General features: G+C 52.6%; 22 protein-coding genes. 7 read left to right on the top strand and 15 right to left on the bottom strand.

Features of this window, described 5'->3' with window-relative positions; translation table 11 throughout:
• Positions 1-91: 91 nt before the first annotated feature.
• Both HI950_RS15465 and HI950_RS15460 read left to right on the top strand, forming a co-directional pair.
• Entirely contained in the window at positions 92-2,335 is a 2,244-nt protein-coding gene (locus HI950_RS15465; RefSeq protein ID WP_169085623.1) for an AraC family transcriptional regulator, read from the top strand.
• A 39-nt stretch (positions 2,336-2,374) separates the two neighbouring features.
• The gene (locus tag HI950_RS15460; protein WP_187768101.1) at positions 2,375-2,758 is read left to right on the top strand and encodes a RidA family protein; all 384 of its coding nucleotides are present in this window, start codon (positions 2,375-2,377) and stop codon (positions 2,756-2,758) included.
• Between the two features lie 99 nt (positions 2,759-2,857).
• Here the strand turns inward: HI950_RS15460 and map are convergent, their stop codons facing one another.
• Positions 2,858-3,610, bottom strand: coding sequence for a type I methionyl aminopeptidase (map, locus tag HI950_RS15455; protein WP_169085621.1), 753 nt, complete (start codon positions 3,608-3,610; stop codon positions 2,858-2,860).
• Positions 3,611-4,025: 415 nt separating this feature from the next.
• On the opposite strand from map, the gene HI950_RS15450 reads away from it, so the two are divergent.
• Complete coding sequence (locus HI950_RS15450) at positions 4,026-4,397, top strand: DUF3221 domain-containing protein (RefSeq protein WP_169085619.1); 372 nt, start codon at positions 4,026-4,028, stop codon at positions 4,395-4,397.
• 87 nt (positions 4,398-4,484) lie between these two features.
• Here the strand turns inward: HI950_RS15450 and HI950_RS15445 are convergent, their stop codons facing one another.
• The 8 genes from HI950_RS15445 to HI950_RS15410 form a co-directional block, all read right to left on the bottom strand.
• On the bottom strand, positions 4,485-4,673 hold the full coding sequence (locus HI950_RS15445) for a hypothetical protein (protein WP_053372930.1): 189 nt from the start codon (positions 4,671-4,673) through the stop codon (positions 4,485-4,487).
• A gap of 181 nt (positions 4,674-4,854) precedes the next feature.
• Complete coding sequence (locus HI950_RS15440; protein ID WP_169085617.1) at positions 4,855-5,076, bottom strand: hypothetical protein; 222 nt, start codon at positions 5,074-5,076, stop codon at positions 4,855-4,857.
• Positions 5,077-5,215: 139 nt separating this feature from the next.
• Positions 5,216-5,644 carry a PaaI family thioesterase gene (locus HI950_RS15435; protein WP_169085614.1) on the bottom strand — a complete coding sequence of 143 codons (429 nt, stop codon included), beginning with the start codon at positions 5,642-5,644 and terminating at the stop codon, positions 5,216-5,218.
• 5 nt (positions 5,645-5,649) lie between these two features.
• Positions 5,650-7,425 (bottom strand): long-chain-fatty-acid--CoA ligase, encoded by a 1,776-nt coding sequence (locus tag HI950_RS15430; protein WP_169085612.1) that lies wholly within the window; start codon positions 7,423-7,425, stop codon positions 5,650-5,652.
• A gap of 15 nt (positions 7,426-7,440) precedes the next feature.
• On the bottom strand, positions 7,441-9,231 hold the full coding sequence (locus HI950_RS15425) for an acyl-CoA dehydrogenase family protein (RefSeq protein WP_169085610.1): 1,791 nt from the start codon (positions 9,229-9,231) through the stop codon (positions 7,441-7,443).
• Positions 9,232-9,320: 89 nt separating this feature from the next.
• A complete protein-coding gene (locus HI950_RS15420; RefSeq protein ID WP_169085608.1) occupies positions 9,321-10,535 on the bottom strand; it encodes an acetyl-CoA C-acyltransferase in 1,215 nt (404 codons plus the stop codon).
• Positions 10,536-10,562: 27 nt separating this feature from the next.
• Entirely contained in the window at positions 10,563-13,004 is a 2,442-nt protein-coding gene (locus tag HI950_RS15415; RefSeq protein WP_169085606.1) for a 3-hydroxyacyl-CoA dehydrogenase/enoyl-CoA hydratase family protein, read from the bottom strand.
• A gap of 43 nt (positions 13,005-13,047) precedes the next feature.
• Positions 13,048-15,291: a (Fe-S)-binding protein gene (locus tag HI950_RS15410; RefSeq protein ID WP_223285312.1), complete on the bottom strand. Its 2,244-nt coding sequence runs from the start codon at positions 15,289-15,291 to the stop codon at positions 13,048-13,050.
• 235 nt (positions 15,292-15,526) lie between these two features.
• On the opposite strand from HI950_RS15410, the gene HI950_RS15405 reads away from it, so the two are divergent.
• Together HI950_RS15405 and HI950_RS15400 are read left to right on the top strand one after the other, a co-directional pair.
• Positions 15,527-16,372, top strand: a complete 846-nt coding sequence (locus tag HI950_RS15405) for an electron transfer flavoprotein subunit beta/FixA family protein (RefSeq protein WP_169086086.1) — start codon at positions 15,527-15,529, stop codon at positions 16,370-16,372.
• Positions 16,373-16,973: 601 nt separating this feature from the next.
• Positions 16,974-17,966: an electron transfer flavoprotein subunit alpha/FixB family protein gene (locus tag HI950_RS15400; protein WP_169085604.1), complete on the top strand. Its 993-nt coding sequence runs from the start codon at positions 16,974-16,976 to the stop codon at positions 17,964-17,966.
• 320 nt (positions 17,967-18,286) lie between these two features.
• Here the strand turns inward: HI950_RS15400 and HI950_RS15395 are convergent, their stop codons facing one another.
• From HI950_RS15395 to HI950_RS15375, 5 genes are all read right to left on the bottom strand, one after another.
• Positions 18,287-18,958: an SOS response-associated peptidase gene (locus HI950_RS15395; protein WP_169085602.1), complete on the bottom strand. Its 672-nt coding sequence runs from the start codon at positions 18,956-18,958 to the stop codon at positions 18,287-18,289.
• A 174-nt stretch (positions 18,959-19,132) separates the two neighbouring features.
• Complete coding sequence (locus tag HI950_RS15390) at positions 19,133-19,984, bottom strand: AraC family transcriptional regulator (protein ID WP_169085600.1); 852 nt, start codon at positions 19,982-19,984, stop codon at positions 19,133-19,135.
• Positions 19,985-20,221: 237 nt separating this feature from the next.
• Entirely contained in the window at positions 20,222-20,935 is a 714-nt protein-coding gene (locus tag HI950_RS15385; RefSeq protein WP_169085598.1) for a hypothetical protein, read from the bottom strand.
• A 25-nt stretch (positions 20,936-20,960) separates the two neighbouring features.
• A complete protein-coding gene (locus HI950_RS15380) occupies positions 20,961-21,413 on the bottom strand; it encodes a flavodoxin (protein WP_169085596.1) in 453 nt (150 codons plus the stop codon).
• 31 nt (positions 21,414-21,444) lie between these two features.
• Positions 21,445-22,245: a hypothetical protein gene (locus tag HI950_RS15375; protein ID WP_169085594.1), complete on the bottom strand. Its 801-nt coding sequence runs from the start codon at positions 22,243-22,245 to the stop codon at positions 21,445-21,447.
• 470 nt (positions 22,246-22,715) lie between these two features.
• On the opposite strand from HI950_RS15375, the gene HI950_RS15370 reads away from it, so the two are divergent.
• On the top strand, positions 22,716-23,591 hold the full coding sequence (locus HI950_RS15370; protein WP_169085592.1) for an exosporium glycoprotein BclB-related protein: 876 nt from the start codon (positions 22,716-22,718) through the stop codon (positions 23,589-23,591).
• Positions 23,592-23,674: 83 nt separating this feature from the next.
• Here HI950_RS15370 and HI950_RS15365 read toward each other — a convergent pair whose 3' ends face one another.
• Complete coding sequence (locus HI950_RS15365) at positions 23,675-24,265, bottom strand: hypothetical protein (protein ID WP_169085590.1); 591 nt, start codon at positions 24,263-24,265, stop codon at positions 23,675-23,677.
• A gap of 122 nt (positions 24,266-24,387) precedes the next feature.
• On the opposite strand from HI950_RS15365, the gene ilvA reads away from it, so the two are divergent.
• Positions 24,388-25,656: a threonine ammonia-lyase IlvA gene (ilvA, locus tag HI950_RS15360; RefSeq protein WP_317618379.1), complete on the top strand. Its 1,269-nt coding sequence runs from the start codon at positions 24,388-24,390 to the stop codon at positions 25,654-25,656.
• Positions 25,657-25,665 lie beyond the last annotated feature (9 nt).

The raw sequence follows: 25,665 nt of genomic DNA, 5'->3' as shown, positions 1-25,665 counted from the left end.
GCCAGATGACATTTTAAAATCGGAAGCGCTTACGCACATTTCATCACAGCGCTGTCTTAAAGAAGCTATACATACATAGAGGGGGGCTAGCATGTCAGCAGTTCATTTGAAAAACAACGGGAAACTGTACAGCAAGCTGCTGTTCACGATTACCTTGTGCATTGTGCTTACGTTATTGGTATCCTCCATATTTTATTTCTTCACCTATATGCAAATTGATTTGAAGAAAGCTTATCAATCCGACGTGAGCAATTTAACCCAAACCAGCAAAGAAGTGATCAGCATGACCGAGAGCGCGCAATCGCTCTCCTTCCAAATGTATAGAACCTTCACCATTGCTAAGCTGATGTTCTATACAGAGCCTAATATTTACGATGTGACCGCTGCGATGAACGAGTTGAACAACTATTTGAACTCGATGCCTTTTATTGAATCCATTTATGTGTACAATTCGGCTAATGGGCTCTTTTATACGGCGAGCCGTCAAGGAGAGAGCGGCACATTCAGCAAAGAGGAGTTTGCGGATAAGGGGATACTCGATATACTCGGCAATTTCCAGCAATATCGTCCGTTTACGCCAATCCCGAGAACGTATACAACGGTTAGCTTAGCTGGAGAGCAGCCGACTAAGGCGTATACCTATTTAGGCTTTGATGCCATTGGCAAAACGCAAACCATCAATTCCGCTGTTATCATTAATATTTCATCCGCTTGGATCAATAAGGACATTGGGGTGAATAAGAGCGACAGCGAGGGGAAATCGTTTATATTGGATAATCAGGATCGTCTGCTGTCAGGCGATACCTTGCTGCCGAGGCAATTAAGCGACAAGGATAATGTTCTGCTAATCGATAAAATTAGAAATAAGGAATCCGGTTATATTGTCGCGGATTTTGAAGGCAAAAAATCACTTGTCTCCTATACCTCGCCGGATTCGCTGGACTGGCAATATGTACGCATTACGCCTTACAAGCAAGTAACCAAAGCGATCTATTCCATCCGCAATACGACGATTTTGATCGCTGCGGCTATTTTAGTCATCGGCTTGTTCATCTCATGGCTGCTGTCACAGATGCTGTACCGCCCTATTCATCAGATCATGAGCAAAATGAACATCCTGGAGACAGAGAAACGAAACAGCTCCTATACGATCAGGCAAAATATGCTGCGCAGCCTCATCCAAGGCTCGCAATCGTTGCAAACGAGCACCCAGCTTCAGAAGCTGTCAAATAACGGAATCACCTTTGATTTCAACTCACGATATCGTGTCATCCTGCTAAAAATTGACCAGCTTGCCGCCTTAAAGCAGACGCGCGGGGATGATTTGCATGTCTACAAATTCGCCATTATGAATATAAGCGGTGAAATTGGCCTTAAGCATTACCGGGTGGAAACCGTCGATATGGATGCCGACTATGTTATTATGCTTCTAAATCGGCTCGATGATACCGATGAGCCTGATGATGAGCTGCTTCGTGCGGTGCTCGTTCAAATACAGCAATCGTCCATGGATTATTTGAAAATTGGCCTCTCCGTTACTTACAGTCCGGAAGCATTCCAAGCGCAGCATCTCTCCCACCTCTATAAGCTGGTGAAGGAAGCATCGCAGCATCGCTTATTTTATGGGCATGGCTGCTTGATTGACGCTCAGGATATCATCAGCTTAAAATCAAAGGAGTATATTTTCCCGGTTGATCGTGAACGGAAATTAACGGATGCTTTAATGACTTCCAAAACGGAGGAAGCGAAGAAGCTGTTCGCGGAGATCGTGCAGGAGACGGCTTCGTTTCCGATTCATGTCGTGCAGCTTGCCATCTCGCATCTGACGATGACGGTCAACAATATTTTGTTTACGATACAGAAAAATAATAGTCTCGACGTTGAGGCGAGCCTCAGCATCCATATTCCTTCGCCGGACCATTTTGAAACGATTAATGAAGTGAATGACATTTTTTTCTCGCTGTTTGATGACATCCAAATGAAGCTGTCTGCGAAGCGCTCGACGAAGCAAACGGATTTAATTCGCAAGATCAACGAGCTCATTCAATGTGAATACGCGAATCCGAACCTCAGCTTGAACTGGATCGCCGATGAATTAGATATGTCCTCTATCTATTTAAGCAGGGTTTATAAGCAGCAGACGTTTAGCGCAATCGTTGATGTCATTAATAATGTGCGGCTGGAGAGGGCGCAGGAGCATTTGGAGAAGACCGATTGGTCTATCGTCGACATTGCGGTGAAGAGCGGCTATACGAGCAGCTCCTATTTCCATCGCTTGTTCAAAAAGAGCTTCGGTGTGACGCCCTCCGATTACCGGAAGATGAAGCTCGGTTAATCTGACATTCCTTATTACCAACAGAGAGGAGTAGATATTTTGAGCAGAAAGCAAGTCTTTACAGGCTCGCCTTGGGAACCCCTCGTCGGCTATTGCCGTGCCATTCGCATTGGCAATCGGATCGAAGTGGCCGGAACAACTGCCATGAAGGAAGGGGAGGTCGTCGGGGTCGGGGATCCCTACGAGCAAACGAAATACATTTTGCAAACGATCGAAAAAGCGCTGAATGAGCTTGAGGCTGAGATGTCCCATGTCGTACGGACAAGAATGTTCGTGACTGACATCTCCAAATGGGAAGAAATCGGCAGGGCTCATGGCGAGTTTTTCAAAAACATTCAGCCTGTTGCAACGATGGTGGAAGTAAAAGCGCTAATCGACCCGCTTTTGCTTGTTGAAATAGAAGTTGAAGCTATCATTGATTAGTAACGTTGCCTATTCCATTAAAAAGGCCGTGCAGGTGCAGGCTCGATTCCCTGCGCTCGCTCGGCTTTTTGGGCTTGCATCGCAAATGATTTCTCCTTATTAATCCCAGCGGGTCAATACAATCGGGCCTTCCTTTGTAATCGCTACCGTATGTTCGAATTGCGCTGCCCACGCCCCATCCCTCGTGCGGGCCGTCCAGCCATCCTGCGTAATGTAAACATCCGCCCTGCCTGCCGTAACGATTGGCTCAATCGTAATAACCATGCCTTCCTCAAGCTCTATTCCCTGGCCAGGTATGCCTCGATGCATGACCTCAGGATATTCATGCATGCTTCTGCCGATGCCATGACCGACGAACGACGTGACGACCTCAAAGCCAGCCCTCTCCGCTCTCGACTGCACCGCATAGCCTATATCGCCTAGCCGATTTCCGAGCTTAGCCTGCTTAATGCCGTCAAGCAGCGCTTGCTCTGCTGCAAGAAGCAGTTTTTCCGTAGCCGCATTCGTCTTGCCAATCGCGTAAGTCCAAGCCGAATCCGCTTTCCAGCCATTCAAGTCGGCTACCATATCAATGGTGACGATATCGCCTGTCTCAAGCGGCTCTGAATCGGGAAAGCCATGGCAGACAACCTCATTAACGGAAGCACACGTGGCAAACGGGTATCCCTTATAACCCTTCTGAGCCGGCGTTGCTCCACGGTCAAGCATGAACCGTTCAACAAACCGATCAATTTCCTGCGTCGTGACTCCCGGCGCTATCCTCTTCGAGAGTGCCTTGTGACAGGCAGCGACAATACGCCCAGCCTTGCGAATTCCCCGAATATGTTCCTTCGTTTTCAAATCCACTGCCATGTGTGTACTAACCTCCTTAAGGTTTTGCGAAGCAAAATCCACTTCGTAAGATAGACCAGGTTTTGAGGTAGCAAAAATCCTTCTTCGTAAACGTAGACCTAAGTTTTGCCGAGCAAAATCCACTTCACAGGTGTAACAGCAGTACGATAACAAGTAGATTTGTCTATGTATAACTTATTCGGGAAAAAGACTTCACATGCCGATCATATATGGCGAAATTATGTTTGAGGGGGGGTGAAAGCAACTAAAAAAGGAGGCAGATGCACCGTTATCTCCTAAAGTATGGTTTTATGTAAAATATTAGGTATTTTCAGGCGTGCAGCTAGACCGCAACATACATAACTTAATAACGTAAATGATTGTGATTAACACTTCTAAGCTAATCCGATTGTTTGGAAAATGAAAGGAAGGAACGATGATGAAACGAAGGTTTGCTCTAGTGTTTGTATTAATACCTTTAATAGCAGCAATCATCGCTTATAGCACAAAATCGGAAAAGGGCGATTATATCATCGAAAAAGGAATCAACGGCAATAACATTGCTACCATAACGGTCGTCCATCACCTCTCTGAAAAAGAAGCCAAAGCAAAATCCCTCTCCTATTTTCTGAATAATGAAGATAAAGATGACGTCATGGTCTATCACGTTAATGATATCGCTCTGTATAATGACTTGAATGTTGGTGAACGAGTAACGGTCAGAACTATGGGATACATCATGCAATCCTATCCGCCGCAAGCTGTAGCCGATGAAATCATTAGACATGACCAAGACGGTAATCAGTAGCCAATGTCCTAAACCGTCCATGATAAACAAAAAAGGCTTTGTAATCTGCCAAATGGCAGCTTACAAAGCCGTATTTTACATGATGAGTTAGCTGACCGAGGAGTTCATTCTGCCTAATTCATTTTCCACCAATGTCGTCAATTCATCCTCGTAGCCTCCGGTAATCCGGTACTTGCGAATATACTCCTTAACAAATTTACGCGGGTCCTTGGGTTGAAAAATTCTCGTGAGTTCCTTCAGGCTTTCCTTGACTTCATTCTGGCTATGCTTCGCCATGAAATCTCCTCCCCTTTACGTTGGATGGTCGTCCTAAACAGCATTATACGAGACCGCATGCGGCGATTACACCGCAAGAACCCCCATTCGGTGCAGGTAACTCCATGGCCAATGAGTCACAATGTTCGCATTTTTCTTACTATTATAACATTTTGATTTCCATTATGAAAGTGAACAATTATTAATCTGGCGGCGAGGCATGTTCGGGTTTGGTGTCCTTGCTATTCCCGCTATCCATTAGTTTTACTGGCTTGTTGACGTTAGGAGACGAGATATCGACGGACCGATGGGACGCTGAAGAGAGCCTGTCTTTACGAAACATTCTTAAATAGGCGATTACGCCAATAACGGCAACAATAATTCCGAAAGCAAGCACCAATGTTGTAACCCAGCCCTGAACCATATCCTCGCCTCCCTTCTCTTATTACTTTATCGGTAAAAAAACGAACAACTGTTAGTCATTTTTAAAGCCTTTATACTTTCCATATATTAGATATTATAACGAATCGGAAGCGGGCAAGCAAATTGCCCGCTTCCGCCCCCTAAATAATTCGATAGCTTCCCATTCCAAGGCCAAGCAGCTTGCCTCCGTCATCCTTCACCTGCGCTTGCAGCGTCAGCGTTCGTTTGGTTCGATGCACCAGCTCTGCCTCGCACACAACTACGCCGCCTTTGCTGCTGGCAAGAAACTGTGTGTTTAAATTCGCCGTAACCGTCCGCTCATCCGGTACTGCCAGCATGACCACGAGGCCCATTGCATTGTCCAGAAGCGACATAAGTACTCCGCCGTGAACGATGCCAAGCAAATTCAAATGCCGCTCTGAAGCGTCCAGGCAGATGGTTGCCTTATTGCCATTCGCCTGCACAACCTCGCACCCGAGCACTCCCCAGAACGTCGCTTGCGCACGCTCCGCAAGCCTAGTCAGGTGACCGGCCTGATCCGCCTGTTGAATAAACCAATCCTCATCCATGCCGTTCACTCTCCCTTGTCCTCGGCAGACTGCTTCTCCGCTTCCTCCTCCTGCAGCTTCCGGCGAAGCACTTTTCCGATCATCGTTTTTGGAAGCGTTTCCCGAAAGGAATAGTGATGCGGCACCTTATAGGACGCTAACCGTTCTCTGCACCAGCGATCCAGCTGATAGCTCGAAACCTGCCAGCCCTCCTTAAATACGATAAATGCTTTCACCGTCTCGCCCCTGTATTCATCCTTCACGCCAATAATTGCTGCTTCGCGAACAGCCGGATGCTCAAACAGCACCTCCTCTACCTCGCGCGGATAAACGTTGAACCCGCCTGCAATGATCACATCCTTAATCCGATCCATTACGGTAAAGAAGCCATCTGCATCCATCGTCCCGAGATCGCCTGTATACAGCCAGCCATCCCTCAGCACTTGATCGGTTTCCATAGGCTTATTCCAGTATCCCTGCATAACCTGCGGGCCGCGTACGACTAGTTCGCCAAGCTCGCCTATCCCCAATCTTTCACCGGTTTCCGGGTCGATCACAGCGGCGTCGGTATCGGGGAGAGGTATGCCAATCGTGCCGATTTTGCGATGTCCCCATATCGGATTGGCATGCGTCACAGGGGAGGCCTCCGAGAGGCCGTAGCCCTCAATAAGCCTGCCGCCGGTCATCGCCTCGAACTGCTCCTGCACCTCAAGCGGCAATGCCGCCGAGCCGCTTATGCATACGTTAATAGAGGAGAGATCCGTTTTGGAAGCGGCCTTATGATTGATAAGCGCGACATACATCGTGGGCGCCCCAGGAAAAATCGTCGGCTTCTGCTGATTGATTGTTTGCAGCACCGTCTCTACTTCAAAACGCGGAAGCAGAATAAGCGTGCCTGCGCGCAGCACCGACATATTCATTAATACCGTTAATCCGAATACGTGAAACAAAGGCAGCGCCGCAAGGAAACGTTCCTTGCCATCCTCCGCCTTATAGCACCAAGCAGAAATTTGCATCGTGTTCGCAATGAGATTGCCATGCGACAGCATCACGCCCTTTGGCGTGCCCGTCGTACCGCCTGTATATTGAAGCACCGCAAGCTCGGCGCTCTTGGCAGGCGCGGGCAGAAGCGTTTGAGGCAGCTTCGCGGACAGCAGCTTCTTATAACCGACTACGCCAAAGCTGCCATATGGAATATCCGCACGAAAGCCCTCTTTGCGCTGCTTAAGGGGGTAGAGCAAATTTTTCGGAAACGGAAGTCCATCCTTAATTGACGTAATGATGGCATGCCTAAGCTTCGGCAGCGGCCCCTCCTCAGGAAGCTTGCCTCGCACCCGTGACAAGCGCGGATAGAGCAGATCAACCGTAATGATGGCGACGGCTCCGCTATCAGCCAGCTGATGCTCCAGCTCGCGCTCGACGTAGAGCGGATTCGTCTGTACGACGATGCCGCCTGCAAGCAGCACGCCATAATAGGCTATAACGGTCTGCGGACAATTCGGAAGCATAATCGCCACGCGGTCTCCTTTGGCTATGCCAAGCGAAAGGAGACCGTAGGCGAGGCGGACAGCATCATCATGCAGCTGCTTATAGGTCACGGTTTTGCCAAGGAAATGAACCGCAGTATGGTTCGGATGGCTTTTAGCCGCATTCAATAAAAATTGGACGATGCTCTGATCGGGATAGCTCTGCGAAGGAGAAACCTCCTTCGGGTAATGATGTAGCCATGGACGCGCGAGCTTTTCAGCTTCGGCGGGCGGTTGTTCGGGCAAAGACGGGTCTTCCGGTCTGAGCGAATCCATTCATGCTCTCCCCCTTCACACGACATAATGCTCACTGCGAATGACGCGAGCGGCAATCGATCGCTTCAAAGCTACCGTATCCGATAGCGGCGCGCGCATAAGCTTCTTCAGAATCGAAAGCTGCATTTGCAGCCCGTCTCCCTGCTCCAGAGCGGCAAGCGCAAGCTTCGCCAGCGACTCCACCTTCTCCATGGACTCCTGCACGAAAACCGTCGTCATCGCAATGACATTCTCCGTTTTTTCAGAGACGACGCCGCCGCTTTGCTTCCAAATTTTTTGGGAGCGCAGCAGCGCGCTTTCCATGGCAAATATGTTGATCATTAAATCGGCAAGCGAGCAAAGTACCTCCTGCTCCTGCTCAAGCCGCAGTCCGAGCTTCTGAACAGCAAGGCCGCCAATGGCGAGAAACGTCTTTTTCGCCTGCGCGACGCGGTACGCTTCCTTGCTAAGCGGCTTCTCAAACGGCGGTAGCGGCATCGGCTGCACCAGCTCAGCTTGCAATGCACGCGCTTTGCGCAGCAGCGGCAGCTCGCCCTTCAAAGCCTTCTTCATAAGCGTGCCGGGAATGAGCATCCGGTTAATTTCGTTCGTCCCTTCAAAAATCCGATTGATCCGCGAATCCCGATATATCCGCTCAACCTTATACTCGCGAATGTAGCCGTAGCCGCCGTGAATTTGCACCCCTTCATCCGCAACAAAATCGAGTGCTTCGGATGCAAACACTTTGACGATCGAACATTCTATCGCATACTCCCCGATCGCCTTCGCGATCTTCATGCCATCGTCCGCCGCTTCGCCGCTGAGCTCCGTTGCCTTCAGCATCGCATCGATCCAGCCGGCAGTCCGGTAAACCATGCTCTCCAGCACGTACGTGCGAATGTTCATGTCGGCAAGCTTGGCGCCAATAAGCGGATAGGCTGAGATCGCCCTCCCGAATTGCTTGCGCGTATTGGCATAAGCCGATGCCAGCTCGATCGTCTCTTTGGAGGAGCCAAGGCAGGCAGCTCCAAGCTTGAACCGTCCGATGTTCAAAATGTTAAAGGCGATATGATGCCCTTTGCCAACCTCCCCCAGCACGTTTTCCACGGGAACCTGCACGTCTTCAAAAAATAAAGGACGTGTTGACGAACCCTTGATGCCCATCTTATGCTCCTCTGGCCCAATACTGAACCCCGACATTTCCTTCTCGACGATAAAAGCGGTGAAATGCTCCCCGTCAACCTTCGCATAGACGATAAACAAATCGGCAAAGCCGGCGTTCGTTATATACAGCTTGGAGCCGTTCAGTACATAATGCTTGCCGTCATGAGACAGCCTCGCTGTCGTCTTGGCTCCTAAAGCATCCGAGCCAGAGGCCGGCTCGGTTAAGCAATAAGCCGCAATGCGTTCTCCCGTTGCAAGCGCTGGGAGGTAGGCTTCCTTTTGCGCCTTCGTACCAAAAAACACGATTGGCAGCGTGCCGATGCCCGTATGGGCGCCTACCGATAGCGCAAACGATGATGCCCGCGCTAACGTTTCCGCCAGCAGCGTCGTGCTCACCTTATCTAGTCCTAATCCGCCGTATGGCTCCGGCACATCGGCGCCCAGCAAACCCAGATCGCCGGCTTTGCGCATCAGCTCTACGGTCAAGTCGTAGTTCAGCGCTTCCAGCTCCGCATCGCGCGGCGTAATTTCAGCCTCCAAAAACTGCTGTGCCGCTTCCCCCATCATCCGCTGCTCATCCGTAAAATCCTCGGGCGTCACAACCGATTCCGGCATACTGTCCTCCACGACAAACCGTCCGCCAAATCGTATCGTCTCCGTCATGCCGCAGGTCTCCCTTCAGTCAAATCGTTTATTAGGACCGTAAATAATAATGGGCCTTAATGTTTAATAGAATGAGCTGTTCATGCGATTCAGCTGCCATACACTTCGATCACTCCGGCTGCTCCCATCCCTCCGCCTACGCACATCGTCACGACGCCGATCCCGCCGCCTCTGCGGCCAAGCTCGTGTATGAGCGACACCGTCAGCTTTGTTCCCGTACAGCCAAGCGGATGCCCAAGCGCGATCGCGCCGCCGTTCACATTGACCAGCTCGGGATTGATGCCAAGCTCCCGTATAATCGGAACGCATTGTGCGGCAAAGGCTTCGTTAAGCTCGAAGAGATCGACCTGATCAAGCGTAATGCCTGCCTTGCCCAGCGCTTTAGGCACCGCTTCGATTGGACCGATGCCCATCACCTCGGGCGCGACGCCAGCTACGCTGTAGCTCCGGAAAACGGCGAGCGGACGCAGGCCCAGCTCCTTCGCGCGCGCCCGGCTCATCACGATAACGGCGGCTGCTCCATCGCTCATTTGCGAGGTATTGCCTGCCGTAACTGTTCCCTCTCTCGCGAACGACGGTTTAAGCGGCGCTAGCGTCTGAACGGTCGTCTCCGGCCGCACCCCTTCGTCGGTATCAAATTGAAAAACTTTCGACCAAGGCCGTCCTGCATCGTTCACGCCCGAACGGCTTGCGGTTATTGGCACGATCTCCGCTTGGAAGCGCCCTGCATCAATAGCTGCCGCTGCCTTGCGATGGCTTGACGATGCGAAGGCATCCTGCGCTTCGCGCGTCACGCCGTAGCGGCGGGCAACCTCTTCAGCCGTATGCCCCATGCCCATATATACTTCAGGTCTCGTATCTACGATGGCCGGATGCGGTGAAAGCTTAAAGCCCGTCATCGGCACATGGCTCATGCTTTCCACGCCGCCAGCCGCAATGATATCGGCATCGCCAAGCCGAATGCGCTCCGCTGCATAAGCGATGGCCTGCAGCCCCGATGCGCAAAACCGATTAATGGTGACGGCCGGCGTCGTAACCGGCAAGCCCGAATAGAGCGAGATAGTGCGGGCCATGTTCAGCCCTTGCTCGCCTTCGGGCATCGCGCAGCCGATAATCACATCCTCAATAAGCTCAGGCGATAAGCCGGGCAGCCTCTCCAGCGCGCCTTGCAGCACCGCCCGCCCCAGATCCTCCGCCCTTGTCTCCGCCAAGCTGCCCTTCGATGCTTTGCCGACCGCCGTCCTCACCGCAGCAACGATAACGGCATCGCGATCGTGTTCTTCAAACGGTGATGAAGCTGACATTTTCGCTCTCCTCCTTTGGAATAGACTTTAGTTCCGCAGCGGCTTGCCCGTTGCGAGCATATGACTCATGCGATCCTGCGTTTTCCGCTCGCCGCAAAGGCTGAGGAACGCTTCGCATTCCAGATCGAGCAAATACTGCTCGCTCACCTCAGCGCCCGGCTGAATGTCGCCGCCTGCGAGCACAGCGCCAAGCTTGCCGGCAATAAGCGCGTCATGCTCGCTAATGTAGCCGCTTAGCTGCATCGCTTGCACCGCTACCTTAAGCACCGCATTGCCTTCACGCCCGGCAACGCGAATGCGCCCCTCCGCTGGCGGCGAGTAGCCCGCCCGGTCCAGCTCCAGCACCGCCCGCTTCGCTTCGGCGATGCGCGCCTCCTGCCGCATAATGACCGTATCCTGCGGCCGCATCAATCCAAGCCCTCTAACCTCATAGCCGCTAGAGGAGGTTTTGGCCATCGCTATCGTCTCGAACAGCGCGTTCAAATGCGGCTGCAGGTCTCCGCCCGGCTTGCCGCCATTCGCTATAAGAGCCCGTTCAGCCGCCATCGCAGCCGCTTCCTTGCAGCCCCCGCCCGCAGGAATAAGGCCCACTCCCGTTTCCACGAGTCCAAAATAGGTCTCTGGCGAATACACAATGCGATCGGCAGGCAAGCAGGCTTCTACCCCGCCGCCGAGCGTCATCCGGTGCGGCGCAGCAACGACTGGACGGTCAAGCCGCTTCAGATCGAGCATGCTGCCCTGGAAGAATCGGATAATATCCTCGACCTCATCCCACTCGCCGTTCTGCGCTTCCATCAGCAGAAGCATCAGATTCGCTCCGACGCAAAAATTCCGTCCTTCATTCGCGAGCACCAGCCCGCGCCAATTTTGCGATACCTCCTTCACGCTTTGCCGAATGGCGGATAATATGTCGCCCCCGATCGCATTGTTCGGTGAATGAAATTCGAGCAGCACAACGTCATCCCCAATGTCGATCAAGCTTGCGCCCGACGTGGAGAGCACTGTTTTGCCGGAAGCCTTTAATCCCGCTAAAGAAATCGAGTCCGCTTCCGCTTCTTCCTGCTTGTATGCGCCGCTTGCCGAATAGACCCGTTCGCTGCCCTCCGTCTTATAAAAGCTTTCATGGCCCGCTTCCAGCCAAGCCCTTACCCAAGCCGGTACTTCCTCGCCCTCCTTCTCCATCTGCTGCACCGATTCCCGAAGCCCAATCGCATCCCAAAGCTCGAACGGACCAAGCTCCCAGTTAAAGCCCCAGCGCATCGCGCGGTCGATATCCGAGATGGAATCCGCAATGACACCAACTTGAGCGGCGGAATAGAGCAGCGTTTTTTTGATCGTCGACCATGCGAACTGCGCATAGCGGTCACGAGGATCAGTTCGAAGCAGCGCTTTCACCTTTGCGGCCGCGCCCTTCGCCGCTTTGGAGGCATCAATAACTGGAGAGCCAACAGGGCGCTTCGGCCCGTACTCGAGCGTATCCAGCTTAAGCGATTCAATCTCGCTGCCGCCTTTCCCCTTCACCTTCTTATAAAAGCCGGCTCCAGACTTCTCGCCCAGCCTTCCGGATGCTACGAGCTGCTCCAGCAGCGGCGGCCTTGCAAACACAGCCTGCTCCGCTGGGTCGCTGCTTCTCTCCCGCACATTGTCCACGACATGAAGCAGCGTATCGAGCCCGACCAGATCAAGCATGCGCAGCGTCGCCGTCTTCGGCCTGCCCATCGCAGGCCCGGTCAAGGCGTCTGCCTCTTCTACCGTCAACCCAAAGCGCAGCGTATCCTCGAGCGTGACGAGCATGCCGTACGTTCCGATCCGGTTCGCAATGAAGTTTGGCGTATCCTTCGCAATTACGACGCCTTTGCCGAGCCGCTTCTCGCAAACCTCCTTCAGCAATCCCACGACCTCGGGAGAAGTGTCTACGGTCGGAACGATCTCGACGAGCTTCATATACCGCGGCGGGTTAAAAAAATGCGTCACGCCAAAATGCTGGCGAAATTCCTCGCTCCGGCCCTCAACCATCGACGCTGCCGACAAGCCCGACGTGTTGGTAGAGACGATGGCTCCGGGCTTGCGAGCCGCTTCAATCGCTGCCAGCACCTCTCGTTTAATATCCAGCCGCTCAACAACCGCTTCAACGATCCAATCCGCCTCGCCAAGCGATTCCAAATGATCGGTTAAATTTCCTGGCGTGATGCGTGAAGACCAAGACGGGTCATAGAGCTGCGCAGGCTGCGCCTTGCCCATTCTGGCAACGGCAGCGCTTGCCAGCCGATTGCGCACCTTGGCATCCGAGAGCGTCAGCCCCTTCCGCTCCTCCTCTTCCGTAAGCTTCTGCGGGACCACGTCCAGCAGCACGACATGCATGCCCGCATTCGCAAGATGTGCGGCGATGCCGGCACCCATTACGCCTGAGCCGATAACGGCGGCTCTGCGAATGGAGCCGGCGTTTTTTTGCGACGCTTGTAACGTCATAGGCAGCCTCCTTCTTTTTCTTACATTCCAAGTTGCAACTTATTTACTCGCCAAAAACACTCTCGGCAAGCAGCTCCGCCACATCGCGTGCGATCACTTTCTCATCCGCAGACAACGCCTTCAGGCCATCCTCCATCATCGTGAGACAATACGGGCAAGCAGAGCTGATGACAGTCGGCTTCACCTCCAATGCTTGCGCGGTTCTCGCAAGGTTGACCCGCGTGCCCGAATGCTCCTCCATCCACATTAATCCGCCGCCCGCGCCGCAGCACATCCCGTTGGAGCGAGAGCGCTCCATCTCCTCGATCGTCACTCCCGGAATGGCTCTAAGCAGGCTGCGCGGCGCCTCGTAGGTGTCGTTGTAGCGACCGAGATAGCAGGAATCATGTACCGTCACGCGCTCGTCAATCGTATGCACCGGCTGCAGCGAGCCCTCCGCAAGCAAACGCGCAAGCAGCTCGGTATGATGCTCCACGACGATGTCTGGGCAGAGGCCAAAATCGGGATATTCATTTTTGAACGTGTTGTAGGTATGCGGGCAAGCGGTCACGATTTGCTTGACGTCATACTTGCTGAGCGTCTCTATGTTCTCGCGGCACAGCTCTTGAAAAAGCAGCTCATTGCCGATCCGCCTTGCCGTATCGCCCGAGCTTTTCTCCTCAAGGCCAAGTGTCGCGAAGCTGACTCCCGCTTGGTCAAGCAGCCGGACCAAATCGTACAAAACGCGGCGGCTCCGCATATCGTAGGCCCCCATTGAGCCCGCCCATAGCAAAATGTCTGCCTTTTTGCCCTGCTGCTTCAGCTCCTGCATCGTTACGACCCTTATGCCGGTGCGGCTCTCGCAATCGGCAATCCAAGCTGCCCGCTCGGCGCGCGGCAGGCCCCACGGATTGCTCTGGCGCTCGATGTTCTGAAGCGCTCTCTGCCCGTCGGATGGCAGCCTGCCTTCCATCAATACCAGATAACGGCGCATATCGATGATTTTGTCGACATGCTCATTGCCGACTGGACACTGCTCCTCGCAATTGCGGCATGTCGTGCATGCCCAAAGCTCCTCCTCGGTCAGCACCTCTCCGATCAGCTCCACCTCCTCCGGCTTTGCGCCATCCCTCACGCTCCATGCACCTCCCTGCGCCGCCATCGTCGGTTCGATATTTGTCGCTCCCTCGGATTCTGTCTCCCATGCAGGAAGAACTGCTCCCATCACATGGGCGTAAGGGGCATTTGTTTTGGACTGCCATATGCTCGCAGGAAGCCACGGCGATTTCGACGTAATGGCGGCTCCTTTTTCGGTCAAATGATCCCTTAGCTTTACGATCAGATGCATCGGAGACAGCAGTTTCCCGGTACTCGCAGCCGGGCAAACGTTGGTGCAGCGTCCACACTCAACGCAGGCATACAAATCAAGCATCTGCTTTTGCGTAAAATGCTCTACCTTCCCCGCGCCGAAGGACTCTGCCTCCTCGTCCTCCAAATTCAGCGGCGTAAGGCGGCCGGGCGGCGTGCTGCGCCGGAACCACAGATTGACCGGAGCAGTCAGCAAATGAAAATGCTTCGACTGCGGCACATAAACGAGGAAGCCCAGCAGCACAATCAGATGCAGCCACCAAAACAGTTCAAATCCCGCATGGGCTGCCGCGCTTTGCGGCTGTACGCCCATGCCCTCGAGCAGCATAGCCAGCTGATTGCTTACCGGGGCATAGCTAGCTTCTACGATAGAAGCTTTTGACCCGCTCACCGAAGCCAGACGTTCGAAGGCTAAAGAGAAAAGAATCGTGAGCATCAAGGAGCCGATAAACCACATGACAAGCGACGGCTTCCAGCCCCTTTTTAACCGAGGCAGCCTTTCCCCGTAACGACGAAATGCGCCATAAAGAACAGCCGCAAACACAAGCGTTACCGTCATCTCCTGCGTCAGCGAGAACCCGTTATAGTAGGGCAGCGGGAGCGGCACACCTTCGTTCAGCCCTTTCCAAATCAAGTCCAGCGCGCCAAACTGAAGCACAATAAAGCCGTAAAAATAAACCAAATGCATGATTCCGCTTCGTACATCGTTCAGCAGCTTGCGATGGCCGAGCACTTGGCCGCTGAAGCTGGTTTTGCTGCTTTTCGGCTCGCGTTGATACCGCTTAAACACCGTCGGCACCCCTAGCCTCATGTACAAAACGCGCCTCTGCACAACAAGCACGAACATAGAAACAGCAATGAGCACGACCGCCGCAAACAATGTCCATTTTCCCCAGACCAGCCAGTGATCGACCTGCTTTAATGCCAATAACGTTGGCATATGCCTCGCCCCCTCTTATATGCCGGCTCATGGAACAAGCACCAATGCGCGAAGTAGTCGGACAAGCTTTAGAACGCTTTCAAAATAGCCGCGGTGCTCCATGTATATGAGCTTTTTGCTTTGAACATGCCGCTCGCAAGGCGAATGCGTACGGTCTATTCATTTGCCAATCGACATATCGTAGCAATGATGGACGTGTTAACCAAATATCGAAATAAGTGAGGGAGCTTCTATGCTGAAAATAGTGGTGCTTCTCAAGCAAACGTTCGATACCGAGGAGAAAATCGTCGTAACGGAGACGGGTGTCGATGAAAGAGAAGCCAAATTTGTCATTAATCCTTACGACGAGTATGCGCTGGAGGAGGCGCTTCGCCAGCGCGAGCAGCACGGCGGCGAGGTGATCGTCGTTACCTGCGGACCCGAGCGGTCGCAAGAGGCGCTCCGCACTGCGCTGGCGATTGGAGCGGATGAAGCGATACGGCTGGATAGCTCGGCCTTGCCTGATGACGGCACCCCCATCGCTGCTGCGCTGGCTGCCGTCATTGAGCCGCTCGCTCCCGATCTGCTGCTAGCGGGCTTATTCGCGGTCGATAGCGGCGCCGGAAGCGTGGCGCTTCAAGTGGCTGAACGGCTTTCCCTGCCGCATGCCACCTCCGCTGTTAAGGTCACCATTGTTACTGCGGGTGAGCTAGGCACACTGCCAGCGGATGGAGTGCTTAGCGCTCCTGTATCGGTAACTGCCGCGCGGTACGCTTTAGTCGAGCGCGATATCGAAGGCGATACGGAAACCGTATCGATCCCGCTGCCGGCGCTCATTACAGCGCAGCAAGGCTTAAACGAGCCGCGGTATCCGTCGCTGCCGGGCATTATGAAGGCAAAGCGCAAGCCGCTTCGCATCGTGACGCTCGACGAGCTGACTGGCAGCGGCGCGCTCACAGCTGAAAGCGTTGCACCGCGAACCACTCGCTCGAAGCTGCTCCCGCCGCCGCCACGGGCAGCGGGCAAACGTATCCCCGGTGCTCCGGCGGAGCAAGCGAGCGCGCTTGTTTCGTTGTTGAGGGAAGAAGCGAAGCTTCTTTGAGGCTGGAGATTTGTGCTGCGTTGTGTTTGTGTTTGCAGCGTGGGGGGCTAGGGAGGAAGTGAAGCTTCTTTGAGGTTAAACCTCGGGCAAGCCGCGTTGTATAGGCAGCGTGGATGGTGGAGTTGATTGTGATGATGGAAGAAGCGTAAGTTAGCATGGCTACGTTGCAGTTTGTGCAACAGAATCGCATATGAAGCTGAGTTTGCTCCTCTACACTGCAGTTTGTGCAACAGAATCATCCATTGATAAGCTCTAGAAGAGTTCAGTGAACCATTCTATTGCATAAGTGCAACGTAGCCCGTGAATGAGGCTCTGATGTCAGGTTTCTATTGCATAAACCGCAGCGTAGAGCTGGTTCGGAACACAAAGGCGGGGGAATGCGTGGCTGCGTAAGTCGCTACGCAGGAGTAATTGAAGGAACTAGTTGTAGGAACAATTGAAGTAATCAAATAGTTGGTAGCCGTATTTGAAGTAATCAGTTCGTTCGCTTTAGCAACTGAAGTAACCCAGTTCGCTCCTAGCAGCATTTAAGTAACCCGTTAGTTTATAGCAGTCACATCACGTTCTCAGTAATAAAGTTATGGGAGAGGAGCAGCATCCTATGTCCAAAACGATTCTCGTATTTGCAGAAAGCCGGGACGGCGTACTCCGCCGCGTGGCGCTGGAAGCACTCGGCGCAGCACGGCGGCTTGCAGGCAAGGACGGCGCTGTCCATGCCGTCCTTGCCTGCTCCGGCGGCGCGGCGGAAGAAGCCGCCGCGCTAACCGCGCGGGGGGCGGACGTCGTGCATATCGCCGACGATCCTTCCCTCCGCGCCTTCGCGCCCGAGGCGTACATCGCCGCCCTTGGCGCAGCCATGGCTGCGGTGCAGCCGGACGCGCTGTTGCTCGGCCACACCGCTATGGGGCGCGAGCTCGCGCCCCGCGTGGCCGCGGCCCATGGCGCCGGCCACATCGCTGACGTCATCGCCATCGAAGCATCTGACGATGGCGATGACGCCTTATTCATTCGCCCGCTCTACGCCGGCAAGGCGTTCGAGCGGCGCAGCTTCGTGCCGGGCTATCCGTGGGTCATCACGGTGCGCCCGAATAATTTGCCGGCGGCGGAAACCCTGGACGCCGCCGATATTACTGGCACCGCCCAGGCTCTGCCGTTCACGGTGCCTCCGCTCTACACCGCCGTGCGCAGCCTTGTGCGCCGCACCGGCGGCCAGCTGGATCTCGCCGAAGCCGACATCGTCGTATCCGGCGGTCGAGGCGTGCGCAGTGCAGCAGGCTTCGAGCCGCTGCAAGCGATGGCCGCCGCGCTCGGCGGTGCTGTCGGCGCCTCGCGCGGCGCCTGCGATGCCGGCTACTGCGACTATGCGCTGCAAATCGGGCAAACCGGCAAGGTGGTTACCCCGCAGCTTTATATCGCATGCGGCATCAGCGGCGCCATTCAGCATCTGGCCGGCATGAGCCAATCGCGCGTCATAGTCGCCATCAACAAAGACCCCGACGCTCCGATATTCGGCGTCGCGGATTACGGCATCGTAGGTGATTTATTCGAGGTCGTGCCACTTCTGACGACAGAGCTCGAACGCGCCCGCGCTTAGCCTCTTTTCATGTAATCTGATTATCTGTTGTGCCGCGCCTAGCCTCTTTTCATGTAATCTGATTATCTGTTATGCCGCGCTTAGCATCTTTCATGCAAACTGTCATCACCCCAATCGCGCCTAGCCACCTTTCAGTAATCTATACCAGCCCAACCTCTCCCATACTATCCATAACGCGCCCGCCCCTGCTGCCGCTGACCATCAGCGCCCGGCAGGGGCATTCCCTTTTTCGAACAAAAAAAAGGCATTATCTCAATCGGCTCAACCTCATAAGAAGCTCGCCAATTGAAATAACGCCTTATATTGTTACGGCCTCGCGCTTAGGCGAAATCCGGACGGATCTCGCGGATGCAATCCGGCGACTCGTACAAATCATCATGCACCGCATTGGTTACAGGGTAGGCACGCATGAGGTAGGAATCCATCGCTTCCAGATGCTTGCGCAAGCCGCTAAATTCCGTAATGCGCGGATTGAGCCAGTCCTCGATGCCCTCCTCGTCCAAAATAACCGGAACGCGAGGCTGCCACACGGACATCGCACCTGTTGAAGCGGCGGTAATCATCGTGAAGGCACGCACTTCTTTGCCGCTCACATTTTTCCAGCAGTCATAGATGCCTGCGATGCCAAACAGCTTCTGGCTCGGAACGACGATGTGCATCGCCCGCGGGTCACGCTCTTTCCCGAACTGCTTTTGCCCAAAAAAACCGCTGCACGGCAGCACGCATCTTTGTCTCCGCAGCATGCGCTCCAGAAAGGGCTTCTCTGATAGCGTCATATGATCCGCATTGATCGCATCCTTCGCCCAAAAAGGGAACAGCCCCCATCTCGACTCCTGCATCGTTCTTTGATCAAAACGATCATTCATTACGATAGACACCGTCTGAGTCGGCGCCACATTGAACCGGTTCGTATGCCCCCGTATCACCTTGCCTACCTGAAACATCTCCACCATATCGCCTAATTCTGCCGTTAACGAAAACCGTTCAATCATCGCGACCACCCTTTTCACGTTGTTGAATCCAGTTTTTGTTAAAGGGTCGAAAATTATGCAACGCTTCTGGTCAAAATGATCGGGTCGGCAACAGCGGCAGCTGACGCTCGTTTTCTATTCCCATACCCACTGCACCCGAGCATTCTCATACAGCAGTGATATTCCTAAACACACCTACATCGTAAAACGTTTTCGGAATTTTAGCGGAGGCATGCCTGTGTGCGAGGCGAACAGCCTAGAGAAATGCGGCGTTTGCCGGAAGCCGGTTTCCTCCGCAACCCGCGCAATCGTCCAGTCCGTCTTGATAAGCAGCAGCTTAGCCTGATCGAGCCTGTAATACAGCAAATATTGCTGCGGCGTGCAATCAAATACCTCTGTCATGCAGCGTGTAATATAGTTGGTATGCAGCTGCAGCACATCGCTTAGCATCGTGTTGCTGATTGGGCTGCGGTAATTCAGCTTCAAATAAGCAGCCGCCCGCTCCGCAACCGATACCGCGGCCTTAGCCGCATCCGAGCGCCAGCCCTCATCCAGCATTTGCAGCAAATGCAAAAATCGCTGCTGACGATCCCAGAACGCGCCATGCGACGAGCTCTTTGCTGCTTCATGCAGCTGCGAGAAAATAAGCCTCGCTTCATCCGGATAGGTAAGCTTCATTTTTTTCGGCAGCCGAATCGCGTACGTATAGTAGTCGCCTCTCAGCGAGCCGCTTTGGTTGCCTACCGTTTCCTCCCAAGCGCCCACCGTCTGAAAATGAATCCAATCAAACACGGTATCCTCCTCGCACGGACGAGTGGAATAATGCCAGCGGTCCGGCCTTAGAATGAGCACATCGCCCGGCCCAAGCGTCCAGCGGTGATTATCCTCTGCTACATGCAGCGCTCCCTGATTGACGAACAATAAATCAAACACGCCTAGGTTTGTACGATTAGGATGCTCCTCGCCAGCGCGATAGGTTATTCGGTTTGATTCTATGAAAAACGGCAAAGGCGGTGACCGAAAAGTTAGCAATAATTCCTCTGACAACCTAATCTCTCCTTCTAAAGTTTTGCAGAGCAAAACTTACTTCGTAAGCATATGCTTAGTTTTGCATAGCAAAACAAAACTCTTATTCAGCTCCCATGTGTAAATATGCAAAAAATGACTAATGCCCATCTTACTTGAAAACCGTTTCATTTGTCTACAACAAAACAAAGCCCCCTCATTTTCGCGTCAGGAAAATGACTGAGAGCTTAGCTGTAACTATCCTATTGTTTTTCCACTTTACATGACTAGCTGTACCGATCGGCCTGGATTAACCTTGAATACATCCACGTCTGGCAGCAAGCTTTTGATCAAATACATATAATCATACGACCGCTCCAGCGATGCTTCGTCTGGCACAAACACCGTGCGCTTGCCATTCAGCAGCGACAAAACCTCAATCCGAATCGGAAGCTTCCCGAAGGCGCTCATGCAAAATACCGACGTCATATGAAATAATAAATCGAGGGAATCCTGATCGGTATCTATGGCAAGCTTCTGCACGATGTAATCGTCAGCAGCGCCTTCGATGTCGACGGAAACCAAATGAAAAATTTGCGATAGCTCCAAATCCAGCTCATCCACATAGGCAGTCAGCTGCTCATAAAATATAATCGGCATGCTTGGACATGAGCCGCCAAGCAGAAAGGCCGTCAAATGCGCTTTAACCATTTGCTTCATTTGCAAAAAATGCTCATCCGAATGGAATTTATAATTTCGGTTCGTCCACCAGCGCTCCACCGCAGCCTCTATCGCGGCCTGTGTACGCGCTTCTTCAGGAAGCCTATAAAAGTCATTCACGCTGTGACTTGCCGCGAACTGGACCATTTGCCGCCAGTTTACGTCGTTTTCCCGCATACCCGATTTCCTTTTTGCGAATCTTTCAGGGCAGCGCAGCAGCTCTTCCAGCTTATAATCTTCAATTCTTAATACCGTTGGCAGTTGCTCCATCATCACATAGGCCGCCCTTCACGCTGAATTATCCGGCAACCGCTGCAAGGCCTGCTATTTGACGGCCTAAGCTTCTGCCCTGCTCTTTCTCTTCTTCCGATGGATTATATTCAAACTTGATGCATTCGCCGGCGATCTCTGCGCCAAGCTCCTTCAGCTTCGCTTCAATCGTATCGACCGCGCCGCAATAAATCGGATAGGAGGTGTCTCCCGATCCAAATACAGCCGCTTTCTTGCCGCTTAAATCAAGGGTTTCCAACGCTTCATAGAAATCAAGAAACTCATCCGGCAGCTCGCCGTCCCCCCATGTGTACGCGCCAATGATGATGCCATCATAATCGTTAAGCTCCTCAGCGCTTGCATCGAATGCTTCCTTAGATACAACCTCCGCGCCCGCTTCCTTTGCTCCCTCAGCAATAGCCTCAGCCATTTCTTCCGTATTCCCTGTCATGCTCGCATATACGACAAGTACTTTTGGCATTTGCGATTCCTCCGCTTCCTGTTTCTTAGTCTCATATACTTACCGTCTGAATGCCTTGAAAAAGCGTGGCCAAGTATAAATTGCCGCCCTGCATGTCGATATCGGTTACCGGGCAGCCCAGCTTAACGGACAGCAGCGTGACTTGACTGCAAATGTAAGCAAGCTGAAATAGTCCTCGATCTGTACATACATAGATGTCATTCCCCTTGGCCAGCACGGAAAAAATAAAAGGCTTGCCGAAGCGCACACGGTCAAACCTGCCTTTCTTATCCCCGATTAGGAGCTCGCCTTGCTCGCTCGTGCCGATCAAATGGCCTTTGAACACCACTAAGCTCGTGACGCTAGTTTCCAGCTCAAAATGCGCCCAATCATCCATAAAGCGATCATAGAGCGAGACTCCGCTATCATGCGCAATGATTAGATATTGAGGCAGATTGATAAAATCATATACTCGCTTCTCGTTGCACGCGATTTGCTCCCATCTGGAGCTTGCTTTGGACCAGAGTCCATATTCCGTGGCAGCGTAGCTGCTTCCGCCAATTTTGCGATATTGATAGCAAGGAATCGTTAAGCCATCATTCTCCCACGCATCTCCATTCCATTCATATAAGCCGCTGCTCGTGCAGGCGTGCAGCAGCTCATGCTGGAGCTGCAGCCGGTTTACGTTAGCCTGCTCTTCCATCCCATGATCGAGCTTCTTCCAGTTGCTCTGCGCATCGATTTGATAAATTCCGTGGCCGACTGAAGCCGCGAACAAGCAGTCGGGTCCTGCCTTTACCGATGAGAAAGGAAAGAGCATCCAATTCCAAGGCTTGCTTGTTTCAGTCTGCATTTCTCTAGCTCCTTCCGAAAAATATCACTTAATCGTATAGCGTAATGCAGCGTTATTGTTTTTTTATTTTTGCTCCCGTGCTCCGGCAATTGAACCGTTAGGGACCGTTTTTGATGCGCAGATCCCATGATCCGCTGCTTCCAATTGTCTTCCTTTTGCAGCAGGAACGCCGATTTTCGCTTTTTTAGAACCATCTCATAAAGCAAGCCCACATGCTCTGCCTCCCGCTATATGTGAATATGTATTCTTTAAAGTGATAATGATTATCACTTTCGTAATTATGATAACCATTCTCAACTGCGATGTCAAATCATTTATAACAGCCTCTCGTTATGTCATTCTCTGATTGGCGTGATCCTTATCGTAGACAAATAGCTTCCCTACAAACGTACATTTAAGCAAATATAGATGAAGGTCTATGACTATAACGGATACATACCCAATCAATAGATAGAGTACAAACGTAGAATATGGCAAATACCAAGGAGGTGCTTTCGCTGAATTATTTAAATAATCACAAGAAACGTTGCGTTAGAAAACCTGTTTCAGGCTGCAGTCCAAAAGGAAAGAAAGATGCAGATAAAGTTATCATCGTCAAGAAGGAGCTTATCGTAAAAGCTCCGAGAGGTGAAAATGGTCGGAGAGGAAGCTCAGGCCGCAGAGGACCTCAAGGTCCTGTCGGTCCTGTCGGCCCTGCGGGTCCATACACAGCAGGAGGAACTGGCCCTGCTGGCCCTGCTGGTCCTGTCGGTCCTGCTGGTGCTGTTGGAGCAGTAGGCCCTGCCGGAGCTACTGGCGCAACTGGCGCAACTGGTCCTGCTTCCGGTGGAGCAATGATTCCTTTTGCATCAGGAGCACCTATTACCGCAACTACTGTAGCAGGCGGTTTAGTTGGTACAGTAAGTCTAATTGGTTTTGGGATTTCTCTGCCGGGGGTTGTACTGACTGGCACTTCGATCGATCTTACTGGCTCCGTTGTTGGCGGACCTCTTTTTAACTATGCGTTTTCAGTTCCTCGCGATGGTTTGATAGATTCGATTTCAGCCTTCTTCAGCAATACGGCAACAGTTAACTTGCTTACCTCCTCGGTTACCCTTACGGCACAATTGTACAGCGCTCCTCTCGGTGACAATCTCTTCAACCCTGTAGCTGGCGCTGCTGTAACGTTTGCACCAATTACAGGCCTCCTTGCCCTAGGCGAAACAAGAACCGGTACTGCTCCTGCTTTAGCTATCCCAGTAACTGCGGGAACCCGTCTTCTCATGGTATACTCCGCCGATACAGCCGACCTGGCTCTTGCTGCTGCCGTAGTAGGTTATGCTAGCGCTGGCGTATCTATCATCTAATAAATGAACCATTAGTATTTCATAGCACAAGAAACCGTCCCCCACGAGGACGGTTTTTTGGCTCTCTCACATGATGAACCTTGTTATAATGGTAATTGAAGACTCACCTTGAACCGTATTCTGATCTGTCCGTTCTCGAACTGAACGTCCCTTACCGTTACGACATCCTGAGCCGGCAAGTCGAGCGGTATAATGATCGTCTCCAGCATGCTGATCGGCAATGCCATTTCCTTAATCGATAGCGACTGGGGCCTGAGCGTAATACTCGGCGACTGCCACTCTAGCGAATAGACAGCATGCAGCTCAGCTGGAATACGCTCCTTATAGGTTACATTCATCCGAGCGATTAGCTTATCCTCTTCCAGCTCGAACACGGCGCCATCCAGACGAATATCCTTTGCAAGCTCCAAGGATGATCCGCCTGCTCCCACGGCCGCATACTTGCTTTTCATATTCATTTTAATCAAATGGTTGATATCCTCTTCCGTAAGGACGAGCTCCGGCTTTAATTTGCGGACCATAGCCAGCGCCTTCTCTTTCACATCAATTGGCGCGTAGCTCATATCCAGCTTCTCGTCCGGCGCAATATAGGATAGCAGCCACCACAGTGCGCCGCCAAGCAGCAAAATAATGATAATGATTGCCGTCACAAATCGTTTCAGCATTTTCCCCATACCTGTACCCCTCCTCTATTTCAAAATAAACGATAATCCCATACGTCAATATGCATTGATAGTGCTATAATAGATCAAATAATCTATGCTGCTGATCTGGTAAGCTGAGAGGATGGTCACCCGTGAACACGAACAACGTACCCTTACACCGCATTGGGCTTGAAGAGATCGTTCAAGCGCAAATGCATTTAAAGGATGTCATTACGCGTACACCGCTCCAACATAACCGCGTGCTGTCCGAGCGATACGATTGCAATGTACTGCTGAAACGAGAGGATCTGCAAATCGTTCGATCCTTCAAAATACGCGGCGCCTTCCATCTCATGCGCTCTCTCTCGCCGGAAACCTTATCGAGGGGCGTTGTGTGCGCAAGCGCCGGCAACCATGCGCAAGGGGTAGCCTACTCCTGCCAAACGCTCGGAATCCCCGGCAAAATATATATGCCAAGCACGACTCCACGCCAAAAGGTAACGCAGGTCAACTTCTTTGGCGGATCCTATGTGGAGGTCATCCTGACAGGCGATACCTTCGATGATGCATATGACGAGGCCGTTGCCGAGAGCAATCGCAGCGGCATGGCCTTCATTCATCCCTTCGACGATCCAAAAATCATCGCTGGAAATGGAACGGTCGGCCAAGAATTAATGGAAGCGGCTGAAGCTGTACCCGACTTCGTGTTCGTAACCGTCGGCGGCGGCGGACTTGCAGCCGGAGTCTCCTCCTATGTCAAAATCGTCTCTCCTGCAACAAAGGTTATCGGCGTTGAACCGGAAGGAGCACAATCGTTAAGAGCTTCTCTTGATGCAGGCCATGTGACGCCTCTGGATCATATCGACAAGTTCGTGGACGGCGCAGCCGTCAAGCGTATCGGCGATCTGACGTTTGAGCTTTGCAAAGACCTGCTGGACGACGTGATCGCCGTACCTGAAGGAAAAGTATGTACAACTATGCTTGATTTGTACAACGAGAATGCCATTGTCGCCGAGCCGGCAGGCGCGCTGCCCATTGCGGCGCTTGAAGCCTACCGCGAGCAGATCAAAGGCAAGACGGTCGTCTGCGTCGTGAGCGGCGGCAACAACGATGTGGACCGCATGCAGGAAATCAAGGAGCGGTCCCTCATTTACGAGGGCTATAAGCATTATTTTATGGTCAGCTTCCCACAACGCGCCGGTGCGCTGCGGGAATTTCTCGACCAGGTGCTTGGGCCAAATGATGATATAACGCGCTTCGAATATACGAAAAAATCGAACAAGGATAACGGTCCCGCACTCGTCGGCATTGAGCTTACGCACCGGGAAGACTATGATCCCCTCGTCGAGCGCATGACGAAGAAGGGCTTTCAATTTCTTGAGCTTAACAAAGACCCTGTCTTATTCAACTTATTGATTTAATCGGTATCC

Origin of the sequence: Paenibacillus sp. PL91, from assembly GCF_012935325.2 — a bacterium.
Lineage (GTDB): Bacteria > Bacillota > Bacilli > Paenibacillales > Paenibacillaceae > Pristimantibacillus.
Note: the sequence above shows the minus strand (reverse complement) of the source record. Positions and strands in the feature narration are given on the sequence as shown.

What these genes read in the sequence shown, in the direction of transcription:
- HI950_RS15465 (WP_169085623.1), top strand. Translation starts at nt 92, where the DNA reads ATGTCAGCAGTTCATTTGAAAAACAACGGGAAACTGTACAGCAAGCTG.
- map (WP_169085621.1), bottom strand. Translation starts at nt 3,610, where the DNA reads ATGGCAGTGGATTTGAAAACGAAGGAACATATTCGGGGAATTCGCAAG.
- HI950_RS15450 (WP_169085619.1), top strand. Translation starts at nt 4,026, where the DNA reads ATGATGAAACGAAGGTTTGCTCTAGTGTTTGTATTAATACCTTTAATA.
- HI950_RS15445 (WP_053372930.1), bottom strand. Translation starts at nt 4,673, where the DNA reads ATGGCGAAGCATAGCCAGAATGAAGTCAAGGAAAGCCTGAAGGAACTC.
- HI950_RS15440 (WP_169085617.1), bottom strand. Translation starts at nt 5,076, where the DNA reads ATGGTTCAGGGCTGGGTTACAACATTGGTGCTTGCTTTCGGAATTATT.
- HI950_RS15435 (WP_169085614.1), bottom strand. Translation starts at nt 5,644, where the DNA reads ATGGATGAGGATTGGTTTATTCAACAGGCGGATCAGGCCGGTCACCTG.
- HI950_RS15430 (WP_169085612.1), bottom strand. Translation starts at nt 7,425, where the DNA reads ATGGATTCGCTCAGACCGGAAGACCCGTCTTTGCCCGAACAACCGCCC.
- HI950_RS15425 (WP_169085610.1), bottom strand. Translation starts at nt 9,231, where the DNA reads ATGACGGAGACGATACGATTTGGCGGACGGTTTGTCGTGGAGGACAGT.
- HI950_RS15420 (WP_169085608.1), bottom strand. Translation starts at nt 10,535, where the DNA reads ATGTCAGCTTCATCACCGTTTGAAGAACACGATCGCGATGCCGTTATC.
- HI950_RS15415 (WP_169085606.1), bottom strand. Translation starts at nt 13,004, where the DNA reads ATGACGTTACAAGCGTCGCAAAAAAACGCCGGCTCCATTCGCAGAGCC.
- HI950_RS15410 (WP_223285312.1), bottom strand. Translation starts at nt 15,291, where the DNA reads ATGCCAACGTTATTGGCATTAAAGCAGGTCGATCACTGGCTGGTCTGG.
- HI950_RS15400 (WP_169085604.1), top strand. Translation starts at nt 16,974, where the DNA reads ATGTCCAAAACGATTCTCGTATTTGCAGAAAGCCGGGACGGCGTACTC.
- HI950_RS15395 (WP_169085602.1), bottom strand. Translation starts at nt 18,958, where the DNA reads ATGATTGAACGGTTTTCGTTAACGGCAGAATTAGGCGATATGGTGGAG.
- HI950_RS15385 (WP_169085598.1), bottom strand. Translation starts at nt 20,935, where the DNA reads ATGATGGAGCAACTGCCAACGGTATTAAGAATTGAAGATTATAAGCTG.
- HI950_RS15380 (WP_169085596.1), bottom strand. Translation starts at nt 21,413, where the DNA reads ATGCCAAAAGTACTTGTCGTATATGCGAGCATGACAGGGAATACGGAA.
- HI950_RS15375 (WP_169085594.1), bottom strand. Translation starts at nt 22,245, where the DNA reads ATGCAGACTGAAACAAGCAAGCCTTGGAATTGGATGCTCTTTCCTTTC.
- HI950_RS15370 (WP_169085592.1), top strand. Translation starts at nt 22,716, where the DNA reads ATGGCAAATACCAAGGAGGTGCTTTCGCTGAATTATTTAAATAATCAC.
- HI950_RS15365 (WP_169085590.1), bottom strand. Translation starts at nt 24,265, where the DNA reads ATGGGGAAAATGCTGAAACGATTTGTGACGGCAATCATTATCATTATT.